This window comes from Bradyrhizobium sp. sBnM-33, from assembly GCF_032917945.1.
Classification (GTDB): Bacteria; Pseudomonadota; Alphaproteobacteria; order Rhizobiales; family Xanthobacteraceae; genus Bradyrhizobium.
In genome coordinates, this window is the sequence record NZ_CP136624.1 from 104,684 (window position 1) to 122,556 (window position 17,873).

Below are 17,873 nucleotides of genomic sequence, written 5' to 3' on the forward strand. Positions count from 1 at the left end.
GTCTCTCAGGAGGCGGGTCTACGGCCGCCAAGGCCGATTGGAACAAGTTGACGGGGCGGGTTCTACAACGTCGCGCCCTGCTTGTCTCGCCCGGCGGCCCCGTAGAAGCCGTACTGGGACGGCGCCGGAAGCCGCTGCTGATCGGCCCGGGAAACCGCCGCCGCGGCCCGTAAATCGGCAGCTTCCGCCCTGGCCCGGCGAGCATCGGCCTCGTGGTGGCGCGCCGCCCGGCGCCAGTGGCGCTGGCGGAACCAGGTCGCCATGCCGCCCGCCGCCACCCCCAGAATGGCCACCGTGATGATCACGGCGAACAGCGGCAGCGACACTGCAATCGCCGGATTGGTCGCATTGAACGGATCGAACGACACCGTCACGAAATGGCGGTTGGCGACCGCAAAGACAATGAAGATCAGGCCCAGGGGAATGACGACCAGCGCCGTGAAGAACTTTCGCATGACCATCTCTCGTCGTGATGGAGAAAGGCGGGCACGAGCCCCGCAACACGGCTACATCTAATTAAAGCCCGAAACAATGCTTATGCGCCGGCCTCGGGGGAGCCGTTGTCGCGGTTCAGCCGCTCACGCATTTCCTTGCCCGTCTTGAAGAACGGGACGCTCTTCTGGTCGACCGGCACATGGGCGCCAGTGCGCGGATTGCGCCCCGCCCGAGCCGGGCGATGCTTGACCGAGAAGGCGCCGAAGCCGCGCAGCTCGACACGGTCGCCGCGCGCCAAGGCCGCGACGATCTCATCGAGGATCGCGTTCACAATGTTCTCCACATCCCGCTGATAGAGGTGCGGGTTGTGCTCGGCGATGCGCTGAACAAGTTCGGATTTGATCATCGAAGTTGGGATCCGGGATCGTGCGGATATCCATTTCCGTGAAAATGCCTTGCACTGTCAAGACGCTAAATCACTTTTGGGCAGCGAGAAATGGCGCGACAAACCGCCCGGAAGCGGTTTGTGACAATACCCGCAATGCGGGAGAACGCAGCGAAGGGCAGCCGCAGCGGCTCAATTGGAGGCTGCGGGGCGCCACAATGCCAGCATGCCGTCGAGCGAGAGCTGATCGACCGCCTGTGCGACCCCGGCCTGCTCGATCTGACGCGCGATGGAACTCAACCCGAGCGCATCGAACGCGATGGAAGCCGCCGTGCGCAGAAATGTCAGGTCACCAAACTGCGGATTCAGCTTGTAATCGCGCACCGGCAGATCACTCTTGATCTTCTTCTCGGCGACCAGCCACGCGACGGCTGCTTTTTCATCGCCGAGCTGATCGACCAGTTTCAGTTCGACCGCCTGACGGCCGGTGAAGACGCGACCATCCGCAACTTTTTCGAGTAGCGCGTCATCCATGCCGCGCCGCTCCTTCACCAGGCCACGGAACCAGGCATAGGAATCCTTCACCAGCGCATCCAGCGCAGCACGCGCTTCCGGGCTGGTCGGCTCGAACCCATTGGGCGCAGCCTTCAACGGCGAGGATTTCACCTCCTCGACCTTGACGCCCACGGTCTTCATCAGCTCGCTGAAATTCGGAAATTGAAACAGCACGCCGATGGAGCCGACCAGCGAGCTCTGCCGGGCGACGATGTGATCGGCGGCCATTGCCGCGATGTAACCGCCCGAAGCGGCCAGCCCCTCGACCACCACCACCAGCGGCTTTTTGGCTTTAAGCCGGATCAGCGCCTCATGGAGCTGCTCGGAGCCGGCCGTGGTGCCGCCCGGCGAGTTGATGTGCACGATAACCGCAGCATGGCTCGATTTCTCCAGCCGCTCCAGCGCCTCGACGCGCTGCTGGTCGCTGCGGATCAGCCCTTCGATATTGACGCGCGCGATCGATCCCGATGGCGTCAGCGCGGCCGGCCCGCGCGTTGTCGCGATTGCGCCAAAGGTGACGATCGCCGCGATCGTGACAAGGCCAGCCATGATACGCCAGAACGTCAGCTTGCGGCGGATCCTGCGGCGATCGACGATCACGTCCGAATCGAGCGACATCGAAATTCTCCTGAAACAATCATCGCGCTTTTTGCACTCGCAGCGTCAGCGAAGCGTCACCTGATTACATCAATTGCGACGCAATATGAAGAAAACAAGGACCCTGTTTCCCTTCTCCCCTTGTGGGAGAAGGTGGCGCGGACGAAGTCTGTGACGGATGAGGGGTCTGTCTCCGCGGAGAGAACCCCTCATCCGCCTTCGGCAAGGCACCTTCTCCCACAAGGAGAGAAGGAAGAACGAAAAAGGCCCCGGTCGAAACCGAGGCCTGATGTCGCAGCCGATAAGCGGGCGCTTACTTCTCGCGGTTCTTGAGCGCGGTGCCGAGAATATCGCCCAGCGTCGCTCCCGAATCGGAGGAGCCGTATTGCGCGATGGCTTCCTTCTCTTCGGCAACTTCCAGCGCCTTGATCGAGACCTGCACCTTGCGGGCCTTCTTGTCGAACTGGATCACGCGGGCATCGACCTTCTCGCCGACGGCGAAGCGTTCGGCGCGCTGATCGTTGCGGTCACGGGCCAGTTCGGAGCGCTTGATGAAGGTGGTGAAGTCGGTGCCCGAGATCTTCACCTCGATGCCGGCTTCCTTCACTTCGAGCACTTCGCAGGTCACGACCGCGCCCTTCTTGACGTCGCCGGGTTCTGCGAAGGGGTCGCCTTCGAGCTGCTTGACGCCAAGCGAGATGCGTTCCTTCTCGACATCGACGTCGAGCACCACGGCCTTGACCATGTCGCCCTTCTTGAAGTTGTCGATGACCTGCTCGCCCGGAAGCTTCCAGTCGAGGTCGGACAGGTGGACCATGCCGTCGACGTCCCCGTCGAGGCCGAGGAACAGACCGAACTCGGTCTTGTTCTTGACCTCGCCTTCGACCACCGAACCGACCGGGAACTTCTCGACGAAGACTTCCCAGGGGTTGCGCATGGTCTGCTTGAGGCCGAGCGAGATGCGGCGCTTGACGGAATCAACTTCGAGCACCTGCACTTCGACTTCCTGCGAGGTCGAAACGATCTTGCCGGGGTGCATGTTCTTTTTGGTCCACGACATTTCCGAGACGTGGATCAGGCCTTCGATGCCCGGCTCCAGTTCGACGAACGCGCCGTAGTCGGTGATGTTGGTGACGCGGCCGGTGAAGCGCGCGTTCAGCGGGTACTTCGCCTCGATGCCCTGCCACGGATCGTCCAGCAACTGCTTCATGCCGAGCGAAATGCGGTGGGTCTCGTGGTTGATCTTGATGATCTTGACCTTCACGGTCTGGCCGATGGTCAGCACTTCCGTCGGGTGATTGACCCGGCGCCAGGCGATATCGGTGACGTGGAGCAGGCCGTCGATGCCGCCGAGATCAACGAACGCACCGTAATCGGTGATGTTCTTGACCACGCCGTCGATCACCTGGCCTTCTTCGAGGTTCTGCACCAGCTCCTGGCGCTGCTCGGCGCGGGTCTCTTCGAGAACCGTGCGGCGCGACACCACGATGTTGCCGCGGCGGCGATCCATCTTGAGGATCTGGAACGGCTGCGAGTTGTTCATCAAGGGAGCTACGTCGCGGATCGGGCGGATATCGACCTGCGAGCGCGGCAGGAAGGCGACAGCGCCGTCGAGGTCGACGGTGAAGCCGCCCTTGACCTGGTTGAAGATGACGCCGTGAACCTTCTCGTTGTTGTTGAAGGCCTTCTCGAGCTTGCCCCAGCTTTCCTCGCGGCGCGCCTTGTCGCGCGACAGCACGGCTTCGCCGAGCGCATTCTCGATTCTGTCGAGGAACACCTCAACCTCGTCGCCAACCTTGAGATCGCTTTCACGGCCGGGTCCGGCGAATTCGCGCAGCGCCACACGGCCCTCGGTCTTCAGGCCGACGTCGATGACGGCCATGTCCTTTTCAATTGCAACCACCTTGCCCTTGATGACGGAGCTTTCCTGCAGATTGCCGCCGGCAAAGGACTCGTCCAGCATCGCAGCGAAATCGTCGCGGGTCGGATTATAAGAAGCAGCAGTAGTCGAAGCCATTTGTTCTCCAATGCGGGATCTTGCCGGCCGTTCGGGTTAAAGGGCGCATCGCGCGTGAAGTGTCAGGGGTCCGCAAACCCTGACGACCGCATTTGCGGAGGGCGCAAAAGCGGGCCGGCAGCATGCCTGCACGTTCGATACGTTGATTGTCTATCCGGAGCCTGAAACGAGCGTATCGACTTCAGGAGCCTGGAGCGGGCTTTCCTCCAATGACGGCGGGGGTTCAAACCTCCGGCCGGCCCGCTCGGACAGCCCTGATCTCATCGATGGCGGCCCGGATGGGCGTGGATATAGCCCCACGAGCCATTTTCGGCAAGCCGGAAATGCCCAATTTACGGGCGTTTGGGGCGGCCCTGAGAGGCCAAATCCTGCTTATTTTCGCTGGGCGCGGACGGCCTCGACGATGGCAATCGCGGCGCGGACGCCGGCCTCGATGTCGAGATTGGAATTATCCAGGATATGCGCGTCGTCGGCCGCTTTCAGCGGCGCGGCGGCTCGATTGCGGTCCCGCTCATCGCGCTTGAGGATGTCGGCCAGCACCGCCGCCTCGTCAGCTTCCTCGCCCCGCGCGCGGGCTTCCAGCGTCCGGCGGTGGGCCCGCACCTGCGCATCGGCGACCACGAAAATCTTCACATCGGCATTCGGGCAGATCACGGTTCCGATGTCGCGCCCGTCGAGCACGGCGCCCGGCGGATCGGCCGCGAACTGGCGCTGAAAATTGACCAGCGCCTCGCGCACGCTGGGGATCGCCGACACCACCGAGGCGGCATCGCCGATCCGCTGCGTCTTCAGCTCGGGATGCCCAAACTTCTCGGGATCGAGCTCCATCGCGACCGCCACTGCCCGCGCTTCGTCGGTGAGATCAAAGCCCTCGTCCAGCAACGCCTTCGCCACCGCGCGATAGATCACGCCGGTGTCGAGATGGCGGTAGCCGTAATGATGGGCGAGACGTTTGCCGAGCGTGCCCTTGCCGGAAGCTGCCGGCCCGTCGATGGCGATGATCATGAAAACTCCGCTCCGAGCGAGCGCATCATCGGGATGAAATCCGGAAAGCTGGTGGCGATGAAGGCGGTGTCGTCGACCTTGACCGGCTTGTCGGCCGCAAGCCCCATCACCAGCGCCGACATCGCAATACGGTGATCCATGTGAGTGGCGACGAGACCGCCGCCGGGCACGTGGCCGCGGCCCTCGACGATTAAATCATCGCCCGCGATCTCGACCCTGACGCCGTTGACGCGCAGCATGGCGGCGGTTGCCTCGAGCCGGTCGGACTCTTTGACGCGTAGTTCCTGCAGGCCGCGCATGATGGTGGTGCCTTCGGCGAAGGAGGCTGCGACCGCGAGCACCAGATATTCGTCGATCATCGACGGCGCGCGCTCCGGCGGCACCTCGACGCCGCGCAGTTTTGAGGCGCGCACGCGCAAGCGGGCCATCGGCTCGCCAGCGTCGCCGCGGACCTCGCTTTCCTCGATGGCGGCGCCCATCTCGCGCAGCGTCGTGAGCAAGCCGGTGCGCAACGGGTTGGTCATCACGTCGGAGAAGGTCACGTCGGAGCCGTCGACAATCAGCGCCGCGACGATCGGGAATGCCGCCGAGGATGGATCGGCAGGCACCACCACGTCAGCGCCGTGCAGTTCGGGCTGGCCGGTGAGCGCGATCTTGCGGCCGTGGCTTCCTTCCGTGACTGAGACGATATCTGCGCCGAAATGTTTCAGCATCAGCTCGGTGTGGTCGCGGCTGGCTTCCTGCTCGATGACGGTCGTAACGCCGGGCGCGGCAAGTCCCGCCAGCAGCACCGCCGATTTGATCTGAGCCGAGGCCACCGGCGTGCGATACAGGATCGGCACGGGATCGCGGGCGCCATGCAGCGTCAGCGGCAGGCGGCCGCCTTCCTTGATCTCCCCGGCTTTGGCCCCCATCAATTCCAGGGGATCGAGGATCCGGCGCATCGGGCGAGAGCGCAGCGAGGCATCGCCGTCGAACACGGCCGTGATCGGGCAGCCGGCCACAGCCCCCATCACCAGCCGGCACCCGGTACCGGAATTGCCGAAATCGAGCGGAGAAGCCGGCTGGGCGAAGCCTGCCACGCCCACGCCCCTGACCTGCCAGGCAAATGGCCCTGTTCGCTCGACCTGGGCGCCCAGCGCCTGCATCGATTTGGCGGTGTTGAGGACGTCCTCGCCCTCGAGCAGGCCCGAGATCCTGGTTTCGCCGACCGAAAGTGCCCCCAGGATGAGTGCGCGGTGCGAAATCGACTTGTCGCCGGGAACGCGGACTTTCCCGGCCAAGGGACCGCTGGCACGGGATTCCAGCGGGGTCTGGGTGGTTGAATGGGTCAAGATGGTGGTCCTCTGCGGGGGCGGCAGTATCACATGGACCACACGGCGTCACGCGGCCCTCAAAAGCTTCAAAGCGCTATTGACACCGGCCCCTCAACTAGCCAAGTGAAGCACCGTTTTTCAGAATTTCCCAGGATCTACACGTGGCCAAATCCGATCTCGGAACCAAGCGTATTTGCCCGACGACGGGTAAGAAGTTCTATGACCTGAACAAGAGCCCGGTGATTTCGCCCTACACCGGCGAGGTCGTTCCGATTGCCCCGATCGCGCCGCCGCGGGCTGCCCGTGGCGATGCCGCGCGCGCTGCTGCTGCCGCTTCGGCCACTGCCGCTGCCGACATGCCGGAGGCCGCCGAGGCCGAAGAGTTGGTCTCGCTTGAGGAGGCTGACGCCGAGGAGAACACCGGCAAGGTGAAGGCCGTGGTTCCCGAATCGGAAGACGATATCGAGATCGACGAGACCATCGAGGACGATGACGACGACGATTCCACCTTCATTCCGGACGAGGAAGAGGGCGATGAGGACGTCACCGACATCATCGGCGACGTCGGAGGCGACGAAGAGACTTGAGATCGGCCCAGAACTATGTTCTGGGTCTCCCCCGCGAGTCGCCCAAGGCTCGCGGGAGCATGGTCGGAAAGACCGTGCCTTGACTGTGACGGGGCCATAGCTCAGCTGGGAGAGCGCTTGCATGGCATGCAAGAGGTCGGCGGTTCGATCCCGCCTGGCTCCACCAGCCTTCGCTCGCTTCGCGAGCTTCGGCTGGGCAAGCCCCTGGAAGTCCCTCGTAGCGAAGTGAGAAGGCTGCCACGCCATAGCCCGAAGGGCGACGGCGGGCCTCGGCAAGCCCTCGTGCAAGCAATCCCGTGCGGCCTCGCGAATGCGGTATCCTGCGATCTGTTCTTCAACGCGGGCGGGTCGCATGAAATACGTCTACATCCCCGAAAGTTTCGACTCCGAGCATTTCTACGTCGGCATCACCGAAGAGCTACGTGCTCGCTTGGCAAAGCATAATGCTGGGGAAGTGCCTCATACCTCCAAGTACGGGCCTTGGCGGCCCAGAACCTACATCGCGTTTAGCGATGAGCAGTGCGCCCGCGCGTTCGAGAAGTATCTGAAGTCAGGCTCCGGCAGGGCATTTGCAAAGAAGCACTTCTGACCGTATCTGCGCGGCAAGCCCTTACTCCCCTGCCACCGCATTCAATCGATCGCGCAGCGCGACGATCTCGTTCTTCATCGCTACGAGTTCGCCGACCGAGCAGGCTGACGCCGCCAGGATCGCCTGTGGCACAGCTCTCGCTTTCTCCCGCAGCGCTTCGCCCTTTGGTGTCAGGGCGATCAGCACCTGCCGCTCGTCCTCGGTGCTGCGTGTCCGCTTGATCAGTTCGGCCGCCTCCAACCGCTTGAGCAGCGGCGTCAGCGTGCCGGAATCCAGGTGCAGCCGCTCACCGATATCTTTCACCGGTACGCCGTCGCGCTCCCACAGCACCAGCATGACCAGGTATTGCGGGTAGGTCAGGCCGAGCCGGTCGAGCAGCGGCTTGTAGACGCGGTTGAACGCGTGCGCGGTGGAATACACCGCAAAGCAGAGCTGATTGTCGAGTTTCAGCGGCAGGTCGGCCGCGTGTTTTCTGGCCATCACAACCTCGTCAATGGGTGGCGCCCTGCCCCGATTCGGAGCCGCAAGCTCTTGATTTCAATTGCATACAATTAAATTGCGACCTCTGCAATAATTTATATTCGCACGATCTAATTGTGTGCAATACACCGTTCATCGAAACGGCAAACCCAAGGGGAGACCGACATGTCCGTGAACGTGCTCTACAGGACCAGCGCCAAGGCCACCGGCGGCCGCGATGGCCACGCCGCCACCCTCGACGGCGCACTCGACGTCAAGCTCGCCACCCCGAAAGAGCTCGGCGGCGGCGGTGGCGCCGGCAACAATCCCGAACAGTTGTTCGCGGCCGGCTATGCCGCCTGCTTCATCGGCGCGATGAAATTCGTAGCTTCCCAGGGCGGCCCGAAGGTGCCGGCGGACGCCTCGGTGACCTCCACCGTCGGCATCGGCCCGCGCTCGGCCGGCGGCTTTGGCCTCGACGTCGAACTCGCCGTCTCCCTGCCCGGCGTTCCCAAGGCTGAAGCGGAAGCTCTCGTCGCCAAGGCCCACCAGGTGTGCCCCTATTCCAACGCCACCCGCGGCAATGTCGACGTGCGCCTGACCGTCGTCTGACGACGATGCAGGATGGCCCGCCGCCGATATAGGCGGGCCATTCGTCCCGCGGAATTTTCACCTCGTGCTACGGCTGTCCCGTCATGCGCCTGTGCGCGAGACGCCATTGCGGCCGCGCCTGAAGACCGCTAGCTCAAAGCCTCCATTTCTCATCCTGAGCGAAGGTTTTCTCCATGAGTTCTCCCGGCGCAATGACCGGCCTGCGCGTGATCGATCTGACGCGCGTGCTCGGCGGCCCCTATTGCACGCAAATCCTCGCTGACCACGGCGCTGACGTGATCAAGGTCGAGCCGCCGGCCGGCGACGAGGTGCGCGACTGGGGTCCTCCGTTCCACGAGGAGGACGCGGCCTATTTCGTCGGGATCAACCGCAACAAGCGCTCGATCGGCCTCGACCTCGCGTCCGAAGACGGGCGCGCGGTGCTGATGAAGCTACTGGAGACGGCCGACGTCCTGATCGAGAATTTCAAGCCGGGCACGCTCGACAAATGGGGCATTGGCAACGACGTCTTGCGCGCGAAGTTTCCAAAGCTGGTGCACTGCCGGATTTCCGGCTTCGGCGCCGATGGCCCGCGCGGCGGCAATCCCGGCTATGACGCAATCATCCAGGCAATGACCGGCATGATCGCGGCCACCGGCTCGCCCGAAAGCGGCCCGATGCGGATCGGCGTTCCCCTGGTCGACATCACCACCGGGCTTTACGCGGCGATCGGTATCCTGATGGCGCTGTCGGAGCGGCAGCGTTCGGGTCTCGGCCAGTTTCTCGAAACCACGCTGTATGAAACCGGGCTTGCGATCATGCATCCGCACACCGCGAACTATTTCATGCATGGCAAGCCGCCGTCGCTCACCGGAAACGAGCACCCGAATCTCGTTCCTTACGCGATCTTTCCGACCAAGACCGATGATATCTTCATCGGTGTCGGCAATGACGGCACCTTCCGCAAGCTCGCCAAGGAAATCGGCAAGCCCGAACTCGGCACCGATCCGCGCTTTGCCCGCAACAAGGACCGTATCGCCAACCGCGAGGCGCTGCGCGCCGAGCTTGCCGCCGTGTTCAGCCAGCACGAGGCCGAGCCGCTGTGCAATCGGCTGCTGGCAGCCGGCCTGCCGGCGGGTCCGGTGCAGAAGATCGACCAGGCGCTGACCAATCCGCATACGCTGCATCGCGGCGATATCATCGAAAAGGACTGGTACAAGGGCGTCGCCTCTCCGATTCGGCTGGAGCGGACCAAGCCCAGCCTGCGCCGCACGCCGCCGAAATTCAGCCAGCACACATCGGAGGTGCTGGGCGAGTTCGGCTACTCGAAGGGCGAGATCGAGGCGCTGGTCGCCAACGGCGCGGTCTGCGGCTCCGAACGCAAGCGCTGAGGCTTTCGTGTCGCGGACGCGGTGCAGCGTGCAACGCTGCTCCGCAGCGCCGGGACCTACCGCCGATATGTAATCTGAATGGCGCTCGCTAGGCCCCGGCTCTGCGATGCATCACTTCGTGCTGCGCCGCGTCCGGGGCACGCCGTCACCGCATGCCTTCGCCTATTTTCCGGCTTCCCCAGCCGTAAGCTTTCCCACTAGCATCCTTTCGCTTATAGGGTCATTTGCACGTCATCCGGCGCTGCTATCGCGCGAAACGAAGGTGACGACCCCAACCTGGAGGAATTACATGGCATTTCGACAATTTGGCCCAGCCGCGGCAGTTACTGTCGCGCTGGCGTTCGCAACACCTGCCCACGCTGTGACGGAGATCCAGTGGTGGCACGCCATGACCGGCGGCAACAACGACATCGTCAACAAGCTTGCCGAGGAATTCAACGCCAGCCAGTCCGACTACAAGGTCGTGCCGTCCTACAAGGGCAGCTATCCCGACACCATGAACGCCGGCATCGCCGCCTTCCGCGCCGGCAACGCGCCGCACATCATGCAGGTGTTCGAGGTCGGCACCGCCACCATGATGAGCGCTACCGGCGCCATCAAGCCGGTTTACCAGCTCATGAAGGATGCCGGCGAGCCGTTCGATCCCAAGGCGTACCTGCCGACCATCACCGGCTACTACTCGACCTCCAAAGGCGAGATGCTGTCGTTCCCCTTCAACTCGTCTTCCATGGTGATGTGGATCAACAAGGACGAATTGAAAAAGGCCGGGGTCACCGAAATCCCGAAGACGTGGCCGGAAGTGTTTGACGCCGCCAAGAAGCTGAAGGCGGCGGGGCATGCGACCTGCGGCTTCTCCAACGCCTGGGCAAGCTGGGCGCATATCGAGCAGTTCTCGGCTTGGCACAACGTGCCGATCGGCACCAAGGCCAACGGCCTCGATGGTTTCGATACCGAGCTGAAGTTCAACTCGCCGCTGCACGTGAGGCACCTGCAGAACCTGGTCGATCTGCAGAAGGACAAGACCTACGACTATGGCGGCCGCACCAGCACCAACGAAGCCCGCTTCGGCTCCGGCGAATGCGCGATCTTCCTGACCTCGTCGGGCTACTACGCCACCGCCAAGGGCACGGCCAAGTTCGACTTCACCTCGGCGCCGATGCCCTACTACCCTGATGTCCCCGGCGCCCCGCAGAACTCGATCATCGGCGGCGCATCGCTCTGGGTGATGGGCGGCAAGAAGCCGGAAGAATACAAGGGCGTCGCAAAGTTCTTCACTTTCCTGTCGGATACCAACCGCCAGGCCAAGCTGCATCAGGAGTCCGGCTATCTGCCGATCACCAAGGCGGCCTACGAGAAGTCGATCAAGGACGGCTTCTACGAGAAGAACCCGACCTTGCAGACTCCCTTGAAGGAACTCACCAACAAGGAGCCGACCGAGAATTCGCGCGGTCTGCGCTTCGGCAACATGGTGCAGATGCGCGACCTCTGGTCTGAGGAGATCGAGGCGGCGCTGGCCGGCAAGAAGTCCGCGAAGGAAGCCCTCGATGCCGCCGTCGCCCGCGGCAATGCGATGTTGCGCGCCTTCGAGAAGACTGCAAAGTAAGACGGCCGAGGGGGCGTCATTGCGAGCGAAGCGAAGCAATCCATAGTACCGCATAACGGACTAATGGATTGCTTCGTCGCTTACGCTCCTCGCAATGACGAAAGTGCTGAATGGAAAAGTCCACCGTCTTCAACAACCGACTGCTGCCTTATCTACTGCTGCTGCCGCAGCTCGTCATCACGGTTGTCTTCTTCTATTGGCCGGCAAGCCAGGCGATCTGGCAGTCCTTCCTGCGCGAGGACGCGTTCGGTCTCGTCTCCGAATATGTCGGGCTGGAAAATTATCAGGCGCTGTTCGCTCAGCCGGAATATTACCGCTCGATGCTGACGACGGTGGTCTTCTCGACGCTGGTTGCGGCGCTGTCGCTCTCGATCGCGCTGTTGTTCGCAACTCAGGCCGACAAGAACCTGAAGGCCGCGCCCGCTTACAAGACGCTGATGATCTGGCCCTATGCGGTGGCGCCCGCGGTAGCCGGCGTGCTCTGGTTCTTCATGTTCCAGCCCTCGCTCGGCATGCTGGCGCGTCCGCTGCGCGGCATGGGCCTCGACTGGAATCCGCTGCTTAACGAGAACCACGCCATGATGCTGGTGGTGATGGCGTCGGTGTGGAAACAGATCTCCTACAATTTCCTGTTCTTCCTCGCCGGCCTGCAATCGATCCCGAGGAGCGTGATCGAGGCCGGCGCCATCGACGGCGCCGGGCCGTTGCGCCGCTTCTGGACCATCATCTTTCCGCTGCTATCGCCGACGACGTTCTTCCTGCTGGTGGTCAATGTCGTCTACGTCTTCTTCGACACGTTTGGCATTATCGACGCCGTTACCGGCGGCGGACCCGCCGGCGCCACCACCACCATGGTCTACAAGGTCTATGCCGACGGCCGTCTCGGCGGCGACCTCGGCGGCTCGGCTGCGCAGTCGGTCGTACTGATGGTCATCGTGATCGCGCTGACCGCGATCCAGTTCCGCTACGTCGAACGCAAGGTGCAGTACTGATGGTCGAGCACCGCCCGCTCACCGATTTCATCGCCTACGCCATCCTGACGCTTGGCGTGTTCATTGTCGCTTTTCCGGTTTATCTCGCGCTGATCGCCTCGACCCATGACGCGGCGACCGTGGTCGGCGGCCACATGCCGGCAACACCCGGCAGCCGCACGCTGGAGAATTATTATCGCGCCATTTTCGTCGGCGGCGCGCGCACCAGCCGCGAGCCTGTGGCCAACATGCTGATCAACTCCTTCGTCTCGGCGATCGGCATTGCGGTGGGCAAGATCTTCATCTCGATCCTGTCCGCTTACGCAGTGGTCTATTTCCGCTTTGCCTTCCGCAAGACTGCGTTCTGGATCATCTTCATCACGCTGATGCTGCCGGTCGAAGTGCGCATCTACCCGACCTACAAGGTCGTTGCCGACCTGCGCATGCTCGACACCTATGCCGGGCTCATCCTACCGCTGATTGCATCCGCGACCGGCACGCTGCTGTTCCGGCAATTCTTCATGACGGTGCCGGATGAACTGCTGGAAGCCTCGCGCATCGACGGCGCCGGACCTTTCCGCTTCTTTTGGGATACGCTCTTGCCGCTGTCGGTGACGACCATGGCGGCGCTATTCGTGATCCAGTTCATCTATGGCTGGAATCAATATCTCTGGCCGCTTTTGATCACGACGCAGGATTCGATGCAGACCATCGTGATTGGCATCAAGAAGATGCTGGTGACGACCGACGAGCTCGCCGAATGGCAGCTCGCGATGGCGACCGCGGTCCTCGCCATGCTGCCGCCGGTCGCGGTCGTCATATTCATGCAGCGGCTGTTCGTGCGCGGCCTGGTCCAGACGGAAAAATGAAATGGCCAACGTAACCCTCCGCAACGTTCGCAAAACGTATCTTGGCGGCTTCGAGGCCATCAAGGGCATCGACTTTGAGGTCAGCGACGGCCAGTTCTGCGTGCTGGTCGGCCCGTCCGGCTGCGGCAAGTCCACGCTGCTGCGCATGGTCGCGGGGCTGGAAACCATCACCGGCGGCGAGATTGACATCGGCGGGCGCATCGTCAACCAGATCGAGCCGGCCGAGCGCGACATTGCGATGGTATTCCAGAACTACGCGCTTTACCCCCACATGACCGTCTACAACAACATGGCATACGGTCTGCGCAATCGCCGCATGGCCGAGGGCGAGATCAAGACGCGCGTCCAGGAAGCCGCGCGCATTCTCGAGCTCGGCGCAATGCTCGACCGCAAGCCGCGGCAATTATCGGGCGGCCAGCGCCAGCGCGTGGCGATGGGCCGTGCCATCGTGCGGCAGCCAAAAGTCTTTCTGTTCGACGAACCGCTGTCGAACCTCGATGCGAAGCTGCGCATCGCCATGCGCGTCGAAATCCGCAAATTGCAGCGTCGGCTGTCCACGACGTCGATCTACGTCACCCATGACCAACTCGAGGCAATGACGCTGGCCGACATTCTCGTCGTGATGAACGGCGGCCAGGTCGAGCAGATCGGCAATCCGCTGGACATCTACCAGAAGCCCGCCACCACCTTCGTTGCCTCCTTCATTGGCGCTCCGCCGATGAATCTGATGCCGCTGCGCTCCGAATTGAAATCGCAACTGGCCGACGATGCCCGCGCCGCCGAAGCCGGCATCATCGGCATCCGGCCTGAGGATTTTGTCATCTCGAACCAAACGGTGTCCGGTGGCGTGGCGCTCGGCCTCACCGTGGAAGCGATCGAGCGCGTTGGCGCCGAGACCTTCGTCTACGGGACGCGGCAGCAGGAGATGCAGGGGGTCGCCGCCACCCCGGGCGAACTGCCGCCGGGGGAAATCATCGTGCGCATTCCCGGCGCTGTCGGCCCCGCCATCGGCGAGCGAATCAGGGCCGTCGCCGCGCCCGACAAGCTGCATCTGTTTACCGCCGATGGAAGGAAGCGCATTTGAGACGTCATTCCAGGCTGGTCCGAAGGACCAGACCTCAGATGCGCAATTGCGCATCGGGAATCTCGAGATTCCGGGTTAGCTTCGCGCCCCGGAATGACAGGCGATAAACCACCGCCGCAGCGATTTACACAGGTTTCAGAGGTGCTTGAACCCTCCCCAAATCACCCCCATATTCCCTCCTGACCGGACGGCAAGTCGGCCGGCCGGTTGAATGGGGCGCCGCAAGGGCCCCTCAAAGTCGCTTCGAGAGGACTTTGTGATGTCTCGTGTTCCTTCGTTATCAAGTCCGTTCCTGCTTGGGTTCGACGAAATCGAGCGTGCGCTCGATCGCGTCGTCAAAGGCGCCGACGGCTATCCTCCCTACAACATCGAGCGGTGTGACCGCGCCAACGGCCAACCCGAACGGTTGCGCATCACGCTGGCGGTGGCGGGTTTTACCCGTGACCAACTCGATGTGACCATTGAGGAAAACCAGCTCGTGATCCGGGGCCGCCAGCAGGACGATAAGGCCCGGCAATATATCCATCGCGGCATCGCCGCCCGCCATTTCCAGCGCACATTCGTGCTGGCGGAGGGGATGCAGGTGCTGGGCGCGGATTTGAAAAACGGGCTGTTGTCGATCGACCTTGCCAGGCCGGAACCTGAAAGGGTCGTTAAGACAATCGCTATCAATGAGCACGAATAATAGTGGAACAAGGAGCGGACTCGACCGCTTAGTCTCCAGAGGAGTCGAGACCATGAGTGACGTGAGTGTGACCTTCGAACCCGAAAAAGTTTCCGTTGAGGCACTGGCCCATCTTGGTGAAGGCCATATCGCCTACGTGAAACAAGTCCGTTCCGAGGATGTGCCGGGACTGTTTCCGCAGGCGCCGAAAATCGCGCCGGGGCTGAAACTGTTCGCGCTGCATGCCGCCGACGGCACCCCGATCATGCTGACCGACAGCCGCGAAGCGGCGATCGCCAACGCATGGAGCAACGAGCTTCAGGCCGTCAGCGTGCACTGACGCAGCGCTTGCTGCTGTCACTGACGAAGCTTCGCCGGCATCGGCTGATCTGATGCCGAGTGTGCGAGAAGAGGGTTTCGGATACGCGGGCATTGCCCGCGTATCTTCGTTAATGCAAATCCAATCCGCCTAAGCAGCGCGCACGGTCGAGAGGAATTTCTCCACCTCGCCCTTGAGATGATTGCTCTGTCCCAGTAGCGAGCGCGCCAGACCGTGCACGTGCGTCGATGCCGCGCCGGTATCGGTCGCGCCGCGGTTGACGTCTGTGATGCTGCCCGCGACCTGCGTGGCGCCCTGCGCCGCCTGCTGCACATTGCGCGAAATCTCCTGGGTTGTGGCGCCCTGCTCTTCCACGGCCGCCGCGATTGCCTGCGAGATTTCCGCGATGCGGCCGATCGTGCCGCCGATTTCCTGGATCGCCGACACCGACTGATTGGTCGCCGATTGCATCTGGCCGATCTGCTCGCTGATCTCCTCGGTCGCTTTCGCGGTCTGCGCGGCGAGCGCTTTGACCTCGGAGGCGACGACCGCAAATCCGCGTCCCGCCTCGCCGGCGCGCGCCGCTTCGATCGTGGCGTTCAGCGCCAGCAAATTGGTCTGCTCGGCGACCGCGCTGATCATCTTGACGACTTCGCCGATCCGGCTAGCGGACTGCGCGAGATCGGCGATTCGCGCATTGGTCTGCTCGACCTGGCTCACCGCCTCGCGCGATATCTTGTGCGAATCCTGAACCTGCCGGCTGATCTCAGAGACCGACGAGGCCATTTCTTCCGCGGCCGCTGCAGCGGACTGCGCGTTGGTCGAGGATTGTTCCGATGCGGAGGCAACGGTTGCCGAGAGCATCTGGGTCACTTCGGCGGTCTTGGTCAGCTTCCCGGCCGATGATTCGAGTTCGGATGAGGCGGTCGACACGGTCTGAATGATCTTTCCAATCGCCGCATCGAAGCCGTCGGCCATCTGCTGCATCGCGGTCTTGCGGTCGTCTTCCGCTTTCAGCTTCAGGCTGGCCTGCTCCGACTCCATCGATTGCACGCGCAGCGCGTTGTCCTTGAACACCTGAACCGCGCGCGCCATGGCGCCGACTTCGTCGTCGCGGCTGAGGGCCGGGACCGAGACAGTGAGATCGCCGCCGGCAAGGCCCTTCATCACGTCGGTCATTTCGGCGATGGGGCGTATGACACCGAATGCCACACCGAAAATGCCGGCGCCGATGACCAGAAACACCGCGGCCGAAACGCCCCACAGCACCCATGTGAACGTGCTCACGCGCCCCGTCGCCGCCACTTCCGTCGCCGCGTTCCGGTCGTTGGTCTGCTTGACAATGTCGTCGATAATGGCGCGGTGCGCGGTATAGCGTGCGGTGATCTCGGCATAGGATTTCGCCGCCGCCGCGCCGTCGCCCTTGGCGAGCGCGGGCAGCAGGCCGTCCTGGATCGCGGTCCAGAAGCGGCGCACCTCGCTGTCGGATTTCTCGACCAGCTTCGTCTTCAGCACCGGGTCGAGATCGGATTTGACCCAGAAGTCGCGTCGCTCGTCATATTCCTTCTTGAGCTGCGCAATCCGGTCACGATGCGCCGAAAGCTTAGCCGGATCGTGCAGCACGAGGGTGGCTTCGAGATAGGCCTCGATGACATATTCCGGCGGCGGCAGGATGTCGGCAATGAGGTCGTTGCCGAGCTTGATCTGGTTATAGAGTGGGCCGCCGACCTTGAGCTGCGACAGACCGTAAACACTGGTGGCAATCACGGCACCAAGGCCCAATGCAGTAACCAATCCAAAAATCAATATCGCGCGCGAAATCGTCAGCCGCAGCGTCATGGCAATGTTCTCCGGGTGAGTAAAAAATCCCAGCGGACGAAATAACTGCCATTTAGCTTAAAATTGCGTTTAACCGAGGTGCTACCGCGCAGAGAATCGGTGTTCCGCTTGCCGGAGCTACGCTGCGCTGGCCGGCGGCAGCGCCAGCACCGAATAGATCGCCTGGGCGTCGCGGGAGGCGCGGAGCTTCTTGGCGACATCCTGGTCGCGCAACAGGCGCGCGATCCGCGCCAGTGCCTTCAAATGGTCGGCGCCGGCGCCTTCCGGGGCCAGCAGCAGGAAGATCAGGTCGACCGGCTGGCCGTCCATCGCCTCGAAATCGATCGGACGTTCCAGCCGGGCGAACAGCCCGAACAGCTTTTCCAGCTTCGGCAGTTTGCCGTGCGGAATAGCGACGCCATAGCCCACGGCAGTGGTGCCCAGTTTCTCCCGCTGCAGCAGCACCTCGAATACCGAGCGTTCGTTCTGGCCGGTAAGGGCGGACGCGCGCGCGGCCAACTCCTGCAGCGCCTGCTTCTTGCTGATGACCTTCAAAGCGGGGAGAATCGCCTCGGGTGCGACCAGATCGGTAATCGTCATGGGGCGTTCCGAGGTGAA

The 17,873-nt window shown here is 62.8% G+C and carries 19 protein-coding genes and 1 tRNA gene; 11 read left to right on the forward strand and 9 right to left on the reverse strand.

Translation table 11 applies throughout. The annotated features are described in order from the left end of the window. Positions 1-62: 62 nt before the first annotated feature. The 6 genes from RX328_RS00450 to aroA all read right to left on the reverse strand — a co-directional run bounded on the left by RX328_RS00450 (position 63) and on the right by aroA (position 6,328). Positions 63-455: a DUF1049 domain-containing protein gene (locus RX328_RS00450; protein ID WP_213252509.1), complete on the reverse strand. Its 393-nt coding sequence runs from the start codon at positions 453-455 to the stop codon at positions 63-65. Positions 456-535: 80 nt separating this feature from the next. Next, positions 536-841, reverse strand: coding sequence for an integration host factor subunit beta (locus RX328_RS00455; RefSeq protein ID WP_057844774.1), 306 nt, complete (start codon positions 839-841; stop codon positions 536-538). A gap of 171 nt (positions 842-1,012) precedes the next feature. Beyond that, entirely contained in the window at positions 1,013-1,993 is a 981-nt protein-coding gene (gene sppA, locus RX328_RS00460; RefSeq protein ID WP_213252510.1) for a signal peptide peptidase SppA, read from the reverse strand. Positions 1,994-2,285: 292 nt separating this feature from the next. Next, entirely contained in the window at positions 2,286-3,989 is a 1,704-nt protein-coding gene (rpsA, locus tag RX328_RS00465) for a 30S ribosomal protein S1 (protein WP_028347899.1), read from the reverse strand. A gap of 372 nt (positions 3,990-4,361) precedes the next feature. Next, positions 4,362-4,994: a (d)CMP kinase gene (cmk, locus tag RX328_RS00470; protein ID WP_213252511.1), complete on the reverse strand. Its 633-nt coding sequence runs from the start codon at positions 4,992-4,994 to the stop codon at positions 4,362-4,364. After that, the gene (gene aroA / locus RX328_RS00475; RefSeq protein ID WP_213252512.1) at positions 4,991-6,328 is read right to left on the reverse strand and encodes a 3-phosphoshikimate 1-carboxyvinyltransferase; all 1,338 of its coding nucleotides are present in this window, start codon (positions 6,326-6,328) and stop codon (positions 4,991-4,993) included. The genes cmk and aroA overlap by 4 nt, the downstream gene beginning before the upstream one ends. Before the next feature lie 143 nt (positions 6,329-6,471). Here aroA and RX328_RS00480 point away from each other — a divergent pair, with 143 nt between their 5' ends. The 3 genes from RX328_RS00480 (at position 6,472) to RX328_RS00490 (ending at position 7,486) form a co-directional block, all read left to right on the forward strand. After that, a complete protein-coding gene (locus RX328_RS00480; protein ID WP_065726216.1) occupies positions 6,472-6,897 on the forward strand; it encodes a TIGR02300 family protein in 426 nt (141 codons plus the stop codon). 90 nt (positions 6,898-6,987) lie between these two features. Then, a tRNA-Ala gene (locus tag RX328_RS00485) sits at positions 6,988-7,063 on the forward strand. A gap of 186 nt (positions 7,064-7,249) precedes the next feature. Next, positions 7,250-7,486: a GIY-YIG nuclease family protein gene (locus tag RX328_RS00490; RefSeq protein WP_213252513.1), complete on the forward strand. Its 237-nt coding sequence runs from the start codon at positions 7,250-7,252 to the stop codon at positions 7,484-7,486. Between the two features lie 21 nt (positions 7,487-7,507). On the opposite strand, the gene RX328_RS00495 is transcribed toward RX328_RS00490, so the two are convergent. Beyond that, positions 7,508-7,966 carry a MarR family winged helix-turn-helix transcriptional regulator gene (locus tag RX328_RS00495; RefSeq protein WP_213252514.1) on the reverse strand — a complete coding sequence of 153 codons (459 nt, stop codon included), beginning with the start codon at positions 7,964-7,966 and terminating at the stop codon, positions 7,508-7,510. Positions 7,967-8,131: 165 nt separating this feature from the next. On the opposite strand from RX328_RS00495, the gene RX328_RS00500 reads away from it, so the two are divergent. The 8 genes from RX328_RS00500 (at position 8,132) to RX328_RS00535 (ending at position 15,458) form a co-directional block, all read left to right on the forward strand. Next, positions 8,132-8,557, forward strand: a complete 426-nt coding sequence (locus RX328_RS00500) for an organic hydroperoxide resistance protein (protein WP_213252515.1) — start codon at positions 8,132-8,134, stop codon at positions 8,555-8,557. Between the two features lie 173 nt (positions 8,558-8,730). Continuing rightward, complete coding sequence (locus RX328_RS00505) at positions 8,731-9,927, forward strand: CaiB/BaiF CoA transferase family protein (protein WP_249726559.1); 1,197 nt, start codon at positions 8,731-8,733, stop codon at positions 9,925-9,927. Positions 9,928-10,216: 289 nt separating this feature from the next. Continuing rightward, entirely contained in the window at positions 10,217-11,530 is a 1,314-nt protein-coding gene (gene ugpB, locus RX328_RS00510) for a sn-glycerol-3-phosphate ABC transporter substrate-binding protein UgpB (RefSeq protein WP_213252516.1), read from the forward strand. A gap of 110 nt (positions 11,531-11,640) precedes the next feature. After that, entirely contained in the window at positions 11,641-12,522 is an 882-nt protein-coding gene (ugpA, locus tag RX328_RS00515) for a sn-glycerol-3-phosphate ABC transporter permease UgpA (protein ID WP_213252517.1), read from the forward strand. Beyond that, positions 12,522-13,370, forward strand: coding sequence for a sn-glycerol-3-phosphate ABC transporter permease UgpE (gene ugpE, locus RX328_RS00520; RefSeq protein WP_213252518.1), 849 nt, complete (start codon positions 12,522-12,524; stop codon positions 13,368-13,370). The genes ugpA and ugpE overlap by 1 nt, the downstream gene beginning before the upstream one ends. A 1-nt stretch (position 13,371) precedes the next feature. Next, the gene (locus RX328_RS00525) at positions 13,372-14,454 is read left to right on the forward strand and encodes a sn-glycerol-3-phosphate import ATP-binding protein UgpC (RefSeq protein WP_213252519.1); all 1,083 of its coding nucleotides are present in this window, start codon (positions 13,372-13,374) and stop codon (positions 14,452-14,454) included. A 259-nt stretch (positions 14,455-14,713) separates the two neighbouring features. Beyond that, positions 14,714-15,139, forward strand: coding sequence for an Hsp20 family protein (locus RX328_RS00530; RefSeq protein WP_028347911.1), 426 nt, complete (start codon positions 14,714-14,716; stop codon positions 15,137-15,139). A 52-nt stretch (positions 15,140-15,191) separates the two neighbouring features. Next, the gene (locus RX328_RS00535) at positions 15,192-15,458 is read left to right on the forward strand and encodes a DUF1150 family protein (RefSeq protein ID WP_057850486.1); all 267 of its coding nucleotides are present in this window, start codon (positions 15,192-15,194) and stop codon (positions 15,456-15,458) included. A 129-nt stretch (positions 15,459-15,587) separates the two neighbouring features. On the opposite strand, the gene RX328_RS00540 is transcribed toward RX328_RS00535, so the two are convergent. Continuing rightward, positions 15,588-17,276, reverse strand: coding sequence for a methyl-accepting chemotaxis protein (locus tag RX328_RS00540; RefSeq protein ID WP_213252520.1), 1,689 nt, complete (start codon positions 17,274-17,276; stop codon positions 15,588-15,590). Between the two features lie 117 nt (positions 17,277-17,393). Further along, the gene (gene ptsN, locus RX328_RS00545; protein WP_028347914.1) at positions 17,394-17,855 is read right to left on the reverse strand and encodes a PTS IIA-like nitrogen regulatory protein PtsN; all 462 of its coding nucleotides are present in this window, start codon (positions 17,853-17,855) and stop codon (positions 17,394-17,396) included. Positions 17,856-17,873 lie beyond the last annotated feature (18 nt).